The sequence below is a fragment of the Microbacterium esteraromaticum genome (assembly GCF_014084045.1).
GTDB lineage: Bacteria > Actinomycetota > Actinomycetes > Actinomycetales > Microbacteriaceae > Microbacterium > Microbacterium esteraromaticum_D.
This window is the reverse complement of the sequence record NZ_CP043732.1, coordinates 3,282,947-3,297,619: the sequence shown is the minus strand read 5'-3', so window position 1 is coordinate 3,297,619 and position 14,673 is coordinate 3,282,947. Positions and strand designations below refer to the sequence as shown.

Sequence of the window (14,673 nt, the reverse complement as noted above, 5' to 3'; positions counted from 1 at the left end):
AGCCAGGACCACTAATCTTGTCCGGGCGCCTACGTGCGCGCGAGCTGGGAGTTGAACCGTGAACCCGAAGAACAACGTCGATCCCGACGGCGACGATTCGCTGGGTGTGCTCGATGACACCCCGTCGTCTGACACGACCGGGATCGGCCTGATCGGCGGCACCGCACACGTCGAGGTCGTCCTGCCGACCGGTGGCGATGACGATCTCGACGACGAGGTCGTCGAAGGCGAGATCATCGACGGCGAGTCCGCATCGGTCATCACGGATCTCATCATCGACACCTCGGCCGTCGCCGACGCCGAGGTGCTCGCGCGCATCCAGCAGGAGGCGCCGGACGTCATCATCGAGCTGCCGGCGGAGGACCTGCCGTCGGCGCCGCGCGCCGCGCGCGGCGCGGAGGATCTCGACGATGCTTCGGTCGCCGAGGAGGCCGAGCTGGTCGCCGAGATCGTCGACGACGAGGGCTACGCGGACGATGCGGAACCGGAGGAAGCGGAGACGGAGGACGCGGCCGCGATCACGGCGGATGCCGGCGACCGGGCGCCGCACCATCCCGTACAGCAGCCCGTGTCGGCTGTGACCACGGAGCCCCAGGCTGAGCACGACGTCGATGCTCCCACCGAGGACGTCGACGATGCATACCCGGATCGGGCCGCACACGGCGACCTGAGTGGGAACGCGCACGCCGAGGTCGATGACGAAGAGAACGTCGAAGACGAGGACGAGCACCTCGTCGAGGAAGAAGACTCGGCCGAGGGCGCGGACCCTGTGGAGGACGCGGGTGTCTTCGTCGACGCCGAGCCGGGCGACGACGAGACCGGCTCCGGCACATCGGCTGTCGTGGAGGCGGCCGCGGCAGAAGAGGTCCTTGCAGAGGAGACCCTCGTTGAGGACGCGATCGACGACCAGCCCGCAGGTGACGCGGCCTCCGAGGACGTACTCGCTGATGATCGTGCGGACGACGACATCCCTGACGACGCAGCCGCCGACGACGCAGGCACTGACGACGAGGCCATCGACACCGACATCGACGATGAGCTCGACGATGAGCTCGACGAGGAGGACGAGCTCGACGAGGAGGAGCACGTCCACGACGTCGATGACGAGGACGACGACGATGGTCTGGTCGAGGCGAGGCCCGAGGTCGCCGACGAACCGGCAGGTGAGCAGCCGACGGCTGTTCAGACCGCCGATGCGTCGGTCGTCCTCGCCCCCGCGCATCCTGAGCATCCCGAGACGGACCCCGTCCCGACCGGCATGGCGCCCGCGCGACCTGCCGAACCCGCAGAGGAGAACCCCGCCGTGGCATCCCACGACTCCGCCCCAGCCGCACGCCCGGCCGCCCGGCCCGCCGAGATGCAGCTGACCTCGAAGCGCCTCGACGACCTCGGTTCCGCGGCATCCAGCGAGAGCGCCGACCTGCTGACCGCCGATCGGCTGCTCGACCCCTCCCGGGTGGCCAAGCCCGAGCCCGAGGGCACCTGGAGCCACCTGCTGTACTCGATCTCCGGCGGCCGCATCAACGTCGGCGACAGCCGTCGCGCGCGCGAGCGCAAGCAGCTCAGCGCCCGCATCGCCGCCCCGCTCACGGGCACCGCGCGCTTCGTGCCTGTGCTCTCGCGCAAGGGCGGCGTCGGCAAGACCACCGTGACCGCCCTTCTCGGCATGGCGCTGGCAGACGCTCGCGACGACCGGGTCATCGCCGTCGACGCCAACCCCGACCGCGGGACGCTCGCGGAGAGAGTCGTCGGCACTCACACGAAGTCGGTGCGCGACCTCGTGCGCGCGCAGCACGACATCCGTGGCTTCCACGACGTCTCGGCCCTGGTCGCCCGCGACGAGACGCGCCTCGACGTGCTCGCCTCCGACGCCGATCCGCGCGTCTCCGAGGCATTCGGCGACGGCGACTACCGCGAGGTCGCAACGGTCGCCGCCCAGTACTACTCGCTGGTTCTCACCGACTCCGGAACCGGCATCGTGCACTCCGTCATGGGCGCCACTCTCGACCTCGCAGATCAGATCGTGATCGTGTCCGGCCTGAGCGTCGACGAGGCGCGACTGGCATCCGAGACCATCACCTGGCTGGAGACCAACGGCCACGCCGCGCTCGCCCGCGACGCGATCGTCGTGCTCAACCAGTCCACCCCCGGCGCGCCGCTGGTGCGCCTGAGCGAGCTCGAGGCGCACTTCTCGACGCGAGCCAAGCACGTGCTGCGCATCCCGTACGACGCGCAGATCGCAGGGGGCGGCGCGATCGACTTCGCCAGCCTGCAGCCGGCGACCCGCCAGGCTGCGCGCGAGGTCGCCGCGGCCCTCATCGAGGGCCTGCGGGCGAAGGCCTCCTGATGACCGTCCGCGAGATCCGCCTCTACGGCGACCCCGTGCTGCGCACCGTCTGCGCTCCCATCGACGAGATCGATGAGGGCGTGCGCGCCCTCATCGCCGACCTGATCGACACGGTCGAGCTGCCGGGCCGCGCCGGCGTCGCAGCCAACCAGATCGGCTTCGCGCTGCGTGCGTTCAGCTACAACATCGACGGCGAGATCGGCTACGTGATCAACCCCGTCCTCACCGAGGTGCGCGGCGAGCCGGTGCCGACGGGGGAGGGATGCCTGTCGGTGCCCGGCCTCTGGCACGACACCCCGCGGCATCCCTGGGCGCGCGTCGAGGGCATCGACCTCGACGGCGATCCCGTCGTGCTCGAAGGCGAGGGCCTTCTCGCCCAGGCGCTGCAGCACGAGGCCGACCACCTCGACGGCCGGGTCTACCTGAGCCGCCTCGAGGGCGAGACCCGCAAGCTCGCCATGCGCCAGGTTCGCGAGAGCGACTGGTTCTAGACAGCGACCTATGCCTGAGGCCCCGCGCGGATCGCGCGGGGCCTCAGTCATGGACCGGTCTGCCTCAGCCGAGCGGTGTGGTGGTGGTGTGCACCGGCGCGTCGTAGATCTCAGCCACAGCGTCGGCGAAGTCGTCGAGGATCACGTTGCGCTTGATCGACATCTTCGGCGTGAGGTGTCCGCTGGCCTCGGTCCACTCCACGGGAAGGATCGTGAACTTGCGGATCGACTCGGCGCGCGAGACCGTCTTGTTCGCGCGGTCGACGGCGCGCTGCACCTCGTCGCGCACCGCCTGATTGCGGCTGGCTTCGCTCAGCGACATGTCGGAGGGCAGGCCGTTGTTGGCCAGCCAGGTCGGCAGCATCTCGCTGTCGAGCGTGACCAGGGCCGAGATGAAGGGCTTCTGATCGCCGAGCACGACGACCTGGCCGACGATCGGGTTCGAGCGGATCGGGTCCTCGAGCATGGCAGGGGCGACGTTCTTGCCGCCCGCCGTGACGATGATCTCCTTCTTGCGACCTGTGATCGTCAGGAACCCCTCGGAGTCGAAGCTTCCCAGATCGCCGGTGCGGAACCAGCCGTCGTTGAACGCGGCAGCGGTGGCCTCGGGGTTGTTCCAGTACTCCTTGAAGACGTTGATGCCCTTGACCTCGATCTCGCCGTCGTCCGCGAGGCGGACGCCGACGCCGGGGAGCGCGGGGCCGACGGTGCCGATCTTGGACTTGTCGGCGAGGTTGACCGTCGCAGGCGCCGTGGTCTCGGTGAGACCGTAGCCCTCCAGGATCACCACGCCGAGGCTGTGGAAGAAGTGCCCGAGACGCGCACCGAGCGGCGCCGAGCCCGACACCGCGTACGACACGTTGCCGCCCATGGCCTCGCGCAGCTTGCTGTAGACGAGCTTGTTGAACAGCGCGAACTTCATCCGAAGGCCGAAGGGGATCGACTTGCCCTCTTCGAGCAGGGTGGAGTGCTCGATGGCGACGGCGGCCGCGGCACGGAAGATCTTGCCCTTGCCGCCGGCCTCGGCCTTCTGCTCGGCGGAGTTGTACACCTTCTCGAACACGCGGGGCACCGCGAGCAGGAACGTCGGCTTGAACGATCCGAGCGCAGGCAGCAGCTGCTTCGTGTCCGGCTGGTGGCCGGTGCGCACACCCGAGTGGATGGCGAGGATCGAGATGAAGCGGGCGAACACGTGCGCGGTCGTGATGAACAGCAGCGTCGATGCGCCTGGTGCCGAGACGACCTCGTCGAGCGCCTTCGCCGAGTTGCGCGAGAGCTCGACGAAGTTGCTGTGCGTGAGCACGCAGCCCTTCGGGCGCCCGGTGGAACCGGAGGTGTAGATGAGGGTCGCGATGTCGGAGCCGACGGCGATGCCCCGGCGGCGCTCGATCTCGGCGTCTTCGATCTCCGCGCCGCGCGCCGTGAGCGTGTCGATGGCACCCAGGTGCAGCTGCCAGATCTCGCGCACGAGCGGCAGGTCGCCGCGAACCTCGTCGGCGCGCGTGAAGTGCTCGGCCGACTCGACGATCAGGGCCGTCGCTCCCGAGTCCTCCATGATCCACTGGATCTGGGCGGGGGAGCTGGTCTCGTAGATCGGGACCATGACGGCTCCGGCGTAGAACAGCGCGAAGTCGACGAGCGTCCAGTCGTAGGTGGTCCTTGCGATGAAGCCCACCTTCTCGCCCGGCTGGATCCCGGCGGCGACGAAGCCCTTCGCGAGGGCGATGACCGCGGTCTCGAAGTCCTTGGCGGAGATATCGCGCCAGCCGCTGCCCTCCGGCACGCTGAACAGGGCGAGATCGGGGGTCTTCTTCACCCGCTGGGCCAGCAGATCGCTGACGTTCCCCTCCGGGTCTGCAGGGACGATTGCGGGGACTTCGAACTGGGCCACGGCAGCTCCTTCGGCACCGATCGGACGTGGATGCTCAGAGTCTATGGCATGAGACCCAGTCGCAGATCATATGAAACTCGGTCGCCTGGCCCCGTGCGGCGCTAGACTTCCACACGATGTTCTACTGGCTGATGAAGTACGTCGCGATCGGTCCGCTGGTCAAGGCGATCTTCCGACCCTGGATCGTGGGGCGCGACAACGTCCCGACCAGTGGCGCGGCCATCCTGGCGAGCAATCACCTCTCCTTCGCCGACTCGATCTTCCTGCCCCTGCTGATCGACCGGCCGATGTCGTTCCTCGCCAAGAGCGACTACTTCACCGGCCGGGGGCTCAAGGGCTGGGCCACGAAGTTCTTCATGAAGGGCACGGGCCAGATCCCCATCGACCGCTCGGGCGGGAAGGCGTCGGAGGCGTCGCTCAACACGGGGCTGCAGATCCTCGGACGCGGCGACCTGCTGGGCATCTACCCCGAGGGCACCCGCAGCCCGGACGGCAGGCTCTATCGCGGCCGCACCGGCATCGCGCGCATGGCACTCGAGGCGAAGGTGCCGGTGATCCCGGTGATCATGGTCGACACGGACGCGGCCATGCCGATCGGTCAGCGCATCCCGAACGTCATGCGCGTGGGGATCCTGATCGGAGAGCCGCTCGACTTCTCTCGCTACGAGGGCATGGAGAACGACCGGTACATCCTCCGCGCGGTCACCGACGAGATCATGATCGCCCTGCAGCGCCTCGGCGCGCAGCGGTACGACGACGTGTACGCGTCGACCGTGAAGGACCGCCTGCCTGCGGGCGCACCCGGCCGCTCCTGACGCGGTCGCCCGCACCCCTCGGCCGCCGTCACAGGGCCGATCGACGCCGTCGGCGGACACTAAGCTGGAGCACATGCTTCCCTCGCACCCCGAACTCGACGCGTGGCGATCCCTTCCCATCAAGCAGCAGCCGCAGTGGCCCGACGCAGAGCGCACCGCCGAGGTGTCGACCCAGCTCGCCGCTCTGCCGCCGCTGGTCTTCGCGGGTGAGGTCGACAATCTCCGCGCGCGGCTCGCGCGCGCCGCATCCGGCAACGCATTCCTGCTGCAGGGCGGCGACTGCGCCGAGACGTTCGCCGGTGCGACCGCCGACCAGATCCGCAACCGGATCAAGACCGTGCTGCAGATGGCCGTCGTGCTCACCTATGGCGCATCGATGCCGGTCGTGAAGATGGGCCGCATGGCCGGTCAGTTCGCCAAGCCCCGCTCGAGCGACACCGAGACCAGGGGCGATGTGACGCTGCCCGCGTACCGCGGTGACATCGTGAACGGCTACGACTTCACCGAGAAGTCGCGGCAGGCCGATCCTGGTCGCCTGCTGCAGGGCTACCACATGGCCGCATCGACCCTGAACCTCATCCGCGCGTTCACGCAGGGAGGTTTCGCCGACCTGCGCGAGGTGCACTCGTGGAACAAGGGCTTCGCGCAGAACCCCGCCAACCAGCGCTACGAGCGGATGGCGGCCGAGATCGACCGGGCGATCAAGTTCATGGAGGCCGCGGGCGCCGACTTCGAGGAGCTCAAGCGCGTCGAATTCTTCACAGGCCACGAGGGCCTGCTGATGGACTACGAGAGCCCGATGACCCGCATCGACTCGCGCACGAGCACCCCGTACAACACCTCGGCGCACTTCCTGTGGATCGGGGAGCGCACCCGTGAGCTCGACGGCGCGCACGTCGACTACTTCTCGCGCATCCGCAACCCGATCGGCGTCAAGCTCGGCCCCACCACGACGCCCGAGACGGCGCTCGCGCTGATCGACAAGCTCGACCCGAACCGTGAGCCAGGCCGGCTGACCTTCATCACACGGATGGGTGCGGGCAAGATCCGGGATGCTCTTCCACCGCTGCTCGAAGCGGTGAAGGACTCCGGCGCCGTGCCGCTGTGGGTCACCGACCCGATGCACGGCAACGGCATCACCACCCCGAGCGGCTACAAGACCCGTCGCTTCGACGACGTCATCGACGAGGTACGCGGCTTCTTCGAGGCCCACCGCGCAGTGGGAACGTTCCCCGGCGGCATCCACGTCGAGCTGACCGGCGACGACGTGACCGAGTGCCTCGGCGGCTCCGAGCAGATCGACGAGGCCGGCCTCGCAACCCGCTACGAGAGTCTGTGCGACCCGCGCCTGAACCACATGCAGAGCCTTGAGCTCGCCTTCCTCGTCGCGGAGGAGCTGGAGAAGCGCTAGACCCTCAGCCGTCAGACACGAGAGCGGCCGTCCGGAACCCGGGTGGCCGCTCTCGTCATTCGGCGCAGTCCGCGCCGCAGAGATTCTGCTCGACGTGGTCGTGTCTCAGCAGAAGAAGCCCGGAGTGAGGGTCACGGTCGTGCCGCGTGCAGCGCTGCCCGACGGGTCGTAGCTGCAGACCTTGTAGACGTCCCAGTACTTGCCGCCGAGCGGAAGCTCCATGTCCTCGATCGTGGGGTTGACCTTGAACCCCGCGTCCTTCAGTGAGTCGACCGCCTGCCTGACGGTCTTCCCCTTCACGTCGGGGATGGGGAGCGGCTGCGGACCCTTCGACACGGTCAGCGTCACGGTGTCGCCGGGGCGCCATGCGCCGCCGCCCGGTCGCTCGGCGGACTGCGCGATCACCGAGCCCTTGGCGACCGAGTCGCTCCAGTCCTCAGGGCGCTCATCGGAGACCTGCAGCCGCGCCTCCTCGAGGGCGCGGACGGCCTCGTCGACGGACTTGCCCGTGACGTCGGGCACCGCACCGAGCGAGAGCTGGATGAGCGCGGTGTCGTCTTCGAAGACCTCGCACCCGTCGCCGCAGGCATACGGCTCGCGCTGATCCCGCGGGGTGATGCGCACATTGAGCACGAGCCCCGCGTCGAGGTCGTCGAAGTACTCCTCCACGTCGTCGGAGACGTTCACCCTGTTCTCCGCGAGCACGGCGCGCACCTCGTCTGCGCTCCTGCCGTGCAATGCGGGCAGCTCGTGCCTGGCGGGGCCGGTGGAGACGATGAGCTGCACCGTGCTGTCCTTCTCGACGCGCTCGCCCTCGCCTGGGGCTGATTCGATGACGAGGCCCGCTTCGACGTCGATCGAGGACTGCTCGGCGCGCTCGGGCACCAGCCCCTCGGCGGTCACGGTCGCCGCGGCCCGCTCGTAGTCCAGCCCCGCGACCGCCGGCACGGCGATGAGCGACCCTGGGCCGGAGCCGAACCACCAGCCGGCTGCGCCGGCGAGCACGGCCAGAAGCAGCACGAGGGTCAGCAGGGCCGCGCCGGTCGACCGGCGCCTCGCCGTCCGCCGTCGCAGACGCGTGGCGTTGTCGGCCGCCTCATCGACCTCCTCGGCCGGGGTGGGCAGCACGGCCGTGCCGGGAAGGATCTTCGTGACCGAGCCGGAGTCGTAGTCGCGGGAGGCGGCCTCGGTCGCCGTGGGCACGGGGGCGACGCCGATCTCGCGCTCGATCTCGCGCAGGCGCGTGAGCATCTCCTTGGCATCGAGCGGGCGGTCGTCGGGGGACTTCTCCGTGGCCCACAGCACGAGCTCGTCGAGCTGCTCGGGCACCCCGGGGTTGCGGACGCTCGGGCGCGGCACCTGCTCGGTGGCGTGCTGGAAGGCGATCTGCATGGGCTGCTCGCCCTTGTACGGCTGCTCTCCGACGAGCATCTCGTACAGCATGATGCCGAGCGCGTAGATGTCGCTGCGCGCATCGGCCGTGCCGCGGGTGACGAGCTCGGGGGCGAGGTAGGCGATCGTGCCGAGCAGCTGCGCTCCGGTCGCGGTGTTCGCGGTGGTCGCTCGGGCGAGGCCGAAGTCGCCGATCTTGATCCTGCCGTCCTCTGCCAGCAGCACGTTCTCGGGCTTGACATCCCGGTGCACGATGCCCGCGCCGTGCGCGGCGGCGAGACCGGACAGGATCGCGTCCATGATCGTGATGGTCTGCGTGACGGTGAGGCGCTTCTGCTCGCGCATGAGCTCACGCAGGGTGATGCCGGGGAGGTACTCCATGACCAGGTAGGCGAGCTCTCCGTCCTGACCCTGGTCGAACACGTTGACCACATGCGGGTCGGCGAGACGGGCGGCAGCCCTGGCCTCCTGGATGAACCGGCTCTGGAAGGCGGAGTCGTCGCTGAGGTGCGCGTGCATCACCTTGAGGGCGATGCGCCGCTCGAGGCGCATGTCGGTCGCCACGTAGACGGTCGCCATGCCGCCGCGGGCGATGCGGGCTCGCACGCGGTACCGACCGTCGACAAGCCGCCCGATGAGAGGGTCGGCCTGCGGAGTGTTCACAGGTCGAGTCTATGAAGAACAGCCTGGGTGAACAGGCAACGGCGCACCGCTGACGCGTTTCGATCCGGTGACGATGGGCGCGTCATCGCAGCGTGGCGAGCCAGCGGTTCGCCTGATGCTCCCACTGACCGTAGCGGTCGGGGAACGCCGACACCTGCACCGTCTGCGCGGCGTCGGTGAACCGCATGCCCTGCCATCCGGGGATGTCGAGGAGTCCTCGCGTCGCCGCGCCGTTGGGGTCGCCCGCGCCGCCGTAGAACACCCGGATGCTGCGATCGGCGTCGGTGATCTGCTCCGGCGTGCCCCATCCCTGGCTCGGCCGCTGCTGGAACAGGCCGAGCGAGTCGCGGTCGCCGTGGTTGAGATTGCGCATCGACGATTCGACCATCGCGGTGGCGAGGGCGATCGCGATCCCGCGATCGGGCACGCCGAGCTCCCGCCCGATGCGGATGATCCGCACGGCATGCGCCTGCTGAGTGGCATCCAGGGACGCCGAGCGCTGAGCCGGGGCCGGCGGTGCCAGGCGCAGGCTCTGGCCGGGGTAGATGATGCTTCCGGCGCCGAGGCCGTTGGCCTGCAGCAGAGCGGCGACGGTCGTGCCGTACTTCTTCGCGATGCCGAAGAGCGTGTCGCCCGCCGCGACGGTGTGCGCGGTCGGCGCGGCCGCCGGCGTGGTGGCGGCGACGGGCTGCAGTGCCGGGGCGGCCGCCGGGGCGCCCGCGACGCGCAGCGTCTGCCCGGGCCGGATGATGGCCGATCCGCCGAGGGAGTTGAGCGACATGATGGCCGACACCGTGGTGCGGTACTTCTTCGCGATGGCGTAGACGGTGTCGCCGCGGACGACGGTGTGGGTGGCCGCGGCACCGGGGGCCGTCGAGGCAGCCGGCACAGCGGCGGGAGCAGCCTGCGCGGCCGCGGGGGAGAGGCGCAGCGTCTGACCGGGGTAGATGACGGTTCGCCAGCCCAGACCGTTCCATGCGAGCAGATCGGCTGTGGAGACCCCGTGCTTCCTGGCGATCGACGAGACGGTGTCGCCCGGCTTGATCGTGTAGGCGGAGGGACGAGCCGCTGACGCGTGGACGACGCCGCGGCCGGCGTCGTGCACGGCGGTGAGCGCCCGCATGTGCGGCGCCGTGTCGGCCGTCCCCTGGGAGCGGATCTCGCCGGCCTCGGCAGGGGCGACGGAGAGCGCTGCGGCGAGCGTTCCGATGACGGCCGCCGGTGCGGCGAGTCGCACCGGGACGGTGCGCGGTGTGCTGATGCTCATATCGTCTCTCTCCCGGTGAGTCCAGAAGAAACGCTGACACGCATGTAAACCGTTGTCAACTGGTGTGACTGAAGTGACTGGAGTGATCGCCGTTCCGCGACACGATCCGCGATGCCTCGGATGAGATAGTGGAGGGGTGTCTGAGAACGCTGCTGATCCCTCCTCCTGGCTGACGATCCCCGAGCTCGCCGAGGCCCTCGGCGAGACCCCTGGACGTGTGCGTCGACTGCTCGATGAGCACTATCTGATCGGCTCCCGCCGCGGTGGCGCCTTCGCTGTTCCCGCGGTGTTCATCGTCGACGCCCGTCCGCTGCCGTCGCTGCGCGGCACGATCATGGCGCTGCAGGATGCATCGTTCTCTGATGACGAGATCATCGACTGGCTGCTCGCCGAGGAGGAGAGTCTCGGACGCACGCCGATCGCGGCTCTGCTCGCCGGGCACAAGAGCGAGGTCCGCCGCGTCGCGCGCACTCTCGCCTGACGGCGGGTCGGCGCGCAGGCCGGTCAGGCCGATCGTGCGATCGCAGCCGTGGCGAGCTCGTTCAGCGTCTGCGCGGCCCTGGTGTTCAGTGCCGCGGCGTCGAGGGCGCGTGCGGCTGATTCCGTGTACGCCGCGATCATGCGCTCCACCTGCTCGGCCGCGCCCGACTCGCGGATCAGCTCCTGCAGCTGCGCCACCTCGGCGGCACTGAGGTCGGGATCGCCGATCCGCGCGTCAAGGTGCCGGCGCGCGTCGTCGTCGAGTGCATCGCGAGCGATCGCGATGAGTGCGGTCCGCTTGCCCTCGCGCAGGTCGTCGCCGGCGGGTTTGCCGGTGACGGTCGGATCGCCGAACACGCCGAGCACGTCGTCGCGCAGTTGGAAGGCCATGCCTACCGGATGCCCGAAGGCGCGAAGGCCCTCGAGCAGCGAGTCATCGGCGCCCGCGAGCGTCGCGCCGAGGAGGATCGGCTGCTCGACGCTGTAGCGCGCGGACTTGAGTGCCGCGACGCGCAGCGCACGCTCGAGGAGCGAAGAGGGCGGGTTGACGCTCCATGCCGACTCCTCTGTTATGTCGAGCATCTGGCCGACGGTCACGTCGCGGCGCATGCGCGCGTACTCCGCGCGGGTGGCAGCGGCATGAGGATGCCCGCGCAGGCTCTCCTCGAGCAGATCATCGCTCCACGCGACGAGCAGATCGCCGAGCAGCACGGCCGCCGAACGGCCGAAGGCCTCCGCATCGCCGTGCCATCCGGCATCCCGGTGGGCGGCCTCGAGGGCGCGATGGGATGCGGGCCGTCCGCGCCTGGTGTCGGAGTTGTCGATCAGATCGTCATGAACGAGTGCGGCCGACTGGAAGACCTCCAGCGCGGCGCCGAGTCCCCACAGTGCGGCGTCGGGCGCGGTGCCGTCGCCGCCCGCGGCGAGCCAGCCGGCGTGCGCGAAGCGAGCGCGCAGGCGCTTTCCTCCCTGCAGCGTCGCGGCTGCGGCGCCGAGGAAGAGCTCGGCGTCGGGCCCGTACTCGGCTCCGCGCGAGCGGATGCTCTGCAGAAAGTGGTCGAGTCTGTCTGCGATGGCATCGGTGACGGGTGAGGATGGCACGATTCCCAGCCTAGATGCAGGCAATCCAGGGGTGCTCGGGTAGCCCGCCGCCCTGCGCGCGGGTAGACTTGACAGACCGAAACCGAGGGGGTTCGACATGCCTCTTTCCGAACAAGAGCAGCGCATGCTCGATGAGATGGAGCGCCATCTCCTCCAGCACGACGCGGACGTCGTCACGGCGCCGTCAGGCGACCGCGCTCTGAGCTACCGCAACCTGGTGTACGGCGCGCTCCTGCTGCTCGCAGGCATCGGCGGTCTCGTGGCTGCCGTCGCGGCCGGCGATGCGATCGGCGTGGCGGGCAGCATCATCGTCGGCGTGGTCGCCTTCCTTGCGATGCTCGGCGGCGCGATCCTCGCGTTCACACCCGTGCGCCGCACCTCCGCCCCCTCGACGTCGACGAAGCAGCGCGCTCCGAAGTCGCAGGACTCCTCCTTCATGGATCGCATGAACGATCGCTGGGATCGGCGCCAAGACGAACGCTGATCTGACCCACTGAGAAACCCGGATGCCGTGCATCCGGGTTTTTTTGTGCCTTCGTCGCGGATTCTCCTCCACTGGTCCTCCACCAGCCCTCCACTGCCCTCCACGCGTCCCGTGCCGCGGAATCACGGGCCTCGGCCGCACCTCTCTCGGGAGATCGACAGGAATCGGGGTGGATTCTCGTAGGAAAGTGGAGCGAAGTGGAGTAAAGTGGTGCGCACCTCGAGTTGGCCGGACGCAGAGGGGGTGATGGCCAGTGCTGCTGGGTACCCACACGCCGAAGCTCGACGACAAGGGCCGCGTGATCCTTCCTGCGAAGTTCCGCGAGGACCTCGCCGGCGGCATCGTGGTCACCCGCGGCCAGGAGCGCTGCCTGTACGTGTTCAGCACCGCTGAGTTCGAGGCCAAGCACGAGCGGATCCGTCAGGCCCCGCTCACCGACAAGCAGGCGCGCAGCTTCCTGCGCATGTTCCTCTCGGGCGCGAGCGCGGAGATGCCCGACAGCCAGAACCGCATCACCATCCCGGCCCACCTGCGTCAGTACGCGGGCCTGGAGAAGGAACTGGTCGTCACCGGCGTAGGCGCCCACGCCGAGATCTGGGACGCCACCGCCTGGAATGAGTACCTCGAGAGCAATGAAGAGTCCTACGCCGATCTGGAACAGGAGGTGATTCCCGGCTTGTTCTGACCACGGCTGTGATGCCTCGCCGCTCCGCCCCGACACACTTCCCCGGTGCCGGGTCGAGCGGAGAGGAATCAGAGCCGGAGGTCACGGGAGAAGATCATGAGCATCCGCGACATCCACACCCCGGTGCTGCTGGAACGCTGCATCGAGCTGCTCGCACCAGCGCTGCAGCAGGACGGCGCGGTGCTCGTCGATGCCACGCTCGGCATGGGCGGCCACTCGGAGGCGTTCCTGGAGCGCTTCCCCGGCATCCGCCTCGTCGGCCTCGACCGCGACACCGACGCTCTCCGCATCGCGGGCGAGCGCCTCGCGCCCTTCGGCGACCGCGTCACGCTCGTGCACACGGTGTACGACGAGATCGGCCTGCACGCGCAGGGAGCCTCCGCGATCCTGTTCGACCTCGGCGTCTCGTCGCTGCAGCTCGACGAGGCGGACCGCGGCTTCGCATACTCGAAGGACGCCCCCCTCGACATGCGGATGGACCAGACCAAGGGCCGCACGGCCGCCACGATCCTGGCCGAGTACAGCGAGGGCCAGCTGCGGCGCATCTTCGAGCGGTTCGGCGAGGAGAAGCTCGCCGGCCGCTACGCCCGGTTCATCGTCGAAGCCAGGGCCCGGCATCCCCTCACCCGCTCCGGAGAACTCGTCGACCTGCTCGTCGCGGCCACCCCCGCCGCGGCGCAGCGCGCCGGCCACCCCGCCAAGCGCGTCTTCCAGGCGCTGCGCATCGAGGTGAACTCCGAGCTCAGCGTGCTCGCCGACGCCATCCCGGCGGCGATGGACGCGCTCGCCGTCGGCGGCAGGATCGCCGTCATGGCGTACCAGTCGCTGGAGGACCGCCTCGTCAAGCAGGCGTTCACCGCGGCATCCTCGTCGACCGCACCCGCCGGGCTCCCGGTGGAGCTGCCCGAGCACGCCCCCCGCTTCCGCGTGCTCACGAAGGGCGCTGAGCTGGCAGGCGACGAGGAGAAGGCGCGCAACCCGCGCGCCATCCCGGTGCGGCTGCGTGCCGCAGAGAAGCTGAGGGAGTCGGCATGAGCCTCCAGACCGCCCGCGTGCAGCCACGGCCCGCACCGCGCACAGAGCCGCCGCGTCCGCGGCTCGCCCCCGTCACGGCTCCGGCAGCCAGGCGACGACCGCGGCTCGCGTACGCCGCGCTCGCCGTCGGCGGCGCGCTGGCCATCGGCGCCGCCCAGATGGGCATCTCGCTCGCCACCACGCAGGACGCCTTCGTGCTCGCCGGCCTGAACAGCCAGCAGCACGAGCTCGGCCTGCAGAAGCAGGCGCTGCACGAGCAGCTCGTGGGCATGAGCTCTCCGCAGGCGCTGGCGGCCAAAGCGGATGCCATGGGCCTCGTCGTCGCGGGTTCCGCATCGTATCTGCGGCTCAGCGACGGACAGGTGCTCGGGGCGGGGGACGGCGCGAGCTGGGCATCCACCGTCAACCCGAACGGCGGCACGGTGGTCGGCAACGCCTTGCTCGCCTCGCCCGTCCCGCCCGCGGAGGAGACCCCGACGGCAGAGGATGACGCGGCAGCGGGGGACGACACAGCAGCGGCCGAATCCGTCTCTGACATCGCGGTCACGCCGATCGAACCAGCCGCCCCGCCCGTCGTCACCGACGGGCTTCCCACCCCCGTCACCCGATAG

The 14,673-nt window shown here is 69.6% G+C and carries 13 protein-coding genes; 9 read left to right on the top strand and 4 right to left on the bottom strand.

Features of this window, described 5'->3' with window-relative positions; genetic code table 11:
- Positions 1-58 precede the first annotated feature (58 nt).
- Together FVO59_RS16605 and FVO59_RS15880 are read left to right on the top strand one after the other, a co-directional pair.
- Positions 59-2,347: a MinD/ParA family ATP-binding protein gene (locus FVO59_RS16605; protein WP_259363306.1), complete on the top strand. Its 2,289-nt coding sequence runs from the start codon at positions 59-61 to the stop codon at positions 2,345-2,347.
- On the top strand, positions 2,347-2,838 hold the full coding sequence (locus FVO59_RS15880) for a peptide deformylase (RefSeq protein WP_182253501.1): 492 nt from the start codon (positions 2,347-2,349) through the stop codon (positions 2,836-2,838). The genes FVO59_RS16605 and FVO59_RS15880 overlap by 1 nt, the downstream gene beginning before the upstream one ends.
- Positions 2,839-2,902: 64 nt before the next feature.
- On the opposite strand, the gene FVO59_RS15875 is transcribed toward FVO59_RS15880, so the two are convergent.
- Complete coding sequence (locus tag FVO59_RS15875; RefSeq protein ID WP_182253500.1) at positions 2,903-4,729, bottom strand: AMP-dependent synthetase/ligase; 1,827 nt, start codon at positions 4,727-4,729, stop codon at positions 2,903-2,905.
- Positions 4,730-4,845: 116 nt separating this feature from the next.
- Here FVO59_RS15875 and FVO59_RS15870 point away from each other — a divergent pair, with 116 nt between their 5' ends.
- Both FVO59_RS15870 and FVO59_RS15865 read left to right on the top strand, forming a co-directional pair.
- Positions 4,846-5,544: a lysophospholipid acyltransferase family protein gene (locus FVO59_RS15870; protein ID WP_182253499.1), complete on the top strand. Its 699-nt coding sequence runs from the start codon at positions 4,846-4,848 to the stop codon at positions 5,542-5,544.
- 73 nt (positions 5,545-5,617) lie between these two features.
- Positions 5,618-6,955 carry a class II 3-deoxy-7-phosphoheptulonate synthase gene (locus FVO59_RS15865; protein ID WP_182253498.1) on the top strand — a complete coding sequence of 446 codons (1,338 nt, stop codon included), beginning with the start codon at positions 5,618-5,620 and terminating at the stop codon, positions 6,953-6,955.
- Between the two features lie 105 nt (positions 6,956-7,060).
- On the opposite strand, the gene pknB is transcribed toward FVO59_RS15865, so the two are convergent.
- A complete protein-coding gene (pknB, locus tag FVO59_RS15860; protein ID WP_182253497.1) occupies positions 7,061-9,010 on the bottom strand; it encodes a Stk1 family PASTA domain-containing Ser/Thr kinase in 1,950 nt (649 codons plus the stop codon).
- 82 nt (positions 9,011-9,092) lie between these two features.
- Positions 9,093-10,277 carry a muramidase family protein gene (locus FVO59_RS15855; protein ID WP_182253496.1) on the bottom strand — a complete coding sequence of 395 codons (1,185 nt, stop codon included), beginning with the start codon at positions 10,275-10,277 and terminating at the stop codon, positions 9,093-9,095.
- A 136-nt stretch (positions 10,278-10,413) separates the two neighbouring features.
- On the opposite strand from FVO59_RS15855, the gene FVO59_RS15850 reads away from it, so the two are divergent.
- On the top strand, positions 10,414-10,758 hold the full coding sequence (locus tag FVO59_RS15850) for an Rv2175c family DNA-binding protein (protein WP_182253495.1): 345 nt from the start codon (positions 10,414-10,416) through the stop codon (positions 10,756-10,758).
- 23 nt (positions 10,759-10,781) lie between these two features.
- Here FVO59_RS15850 and FVO59_RS15845 read toward each other — a convergent pair whose 3' ends face one another.
- Entirely contained in the window at positions 10,782-11,861 is a 1,080-nt protein-coding gene (locus tag FVO59_RS15845; RefSeq protein ID WP_430736356.1) for a polyprenyl synthetase family protein, read from the bottom strand.
- Positions 11,862-11,955: 94 nt separating this feature from the next.
- On the opposite strand from FVO59_RS15845, the gene FVO59_RS15840 reads away from it, so the two are divergent.
- The 4 genes from FVO59_RS15840 to ftsL all read left to right on the top strand — a co-directional run bounded on the left by FVO59_RS15840 (position 11,956) and on the right by ftsL (position 14,673).
- Complete coding sequence (locus FVO59_RS15840; RefSeq protein ID WP_182253493.1) at positions 11,956-12,342, top strand: DUF3040 domain-containing protein; 387 nt, start codon at positions 11,956-11,958, stop codon at positions 12,340-12,342.
- Between the two features lie 253 nt (positions 12,343-12,595).
- A complete protein-coding gene (gene mraZ, locus FVO59_RS15835) occupies positions 12,596-13,027 on the top strand; it encodes a division/cell wall cluster transcriptional repressor MraZ (protein WP_182253492.1) in 432 nt (143 codons plus the stop codon).
- Positions 13,028-13,123: 96 nt separating this feature from the next.
- Complete coding sequence (gene rsmH / locus FVO59_RS15830; RefSeq protein ID WP_182253491.1) at positions 13,124-14,062, top strand: 16S rRNA (cytosine(1402)-N(4))-methyltransferase RsmH; 939 nt, start codon at positions 13,124-13,126, stop codon at positions 14,060-14,062.
- Entirely contained in the window at positions 14,059-14,673 is a 615-nt protein-coding gene (gene ftsL / locus FVO59_RS15825) for a cell division protein FtsL (protein ID WP_182253490.1), read from the top strand. Before rsmH ends, ftsL begins: the two co-directional genes overlap by 4 nt.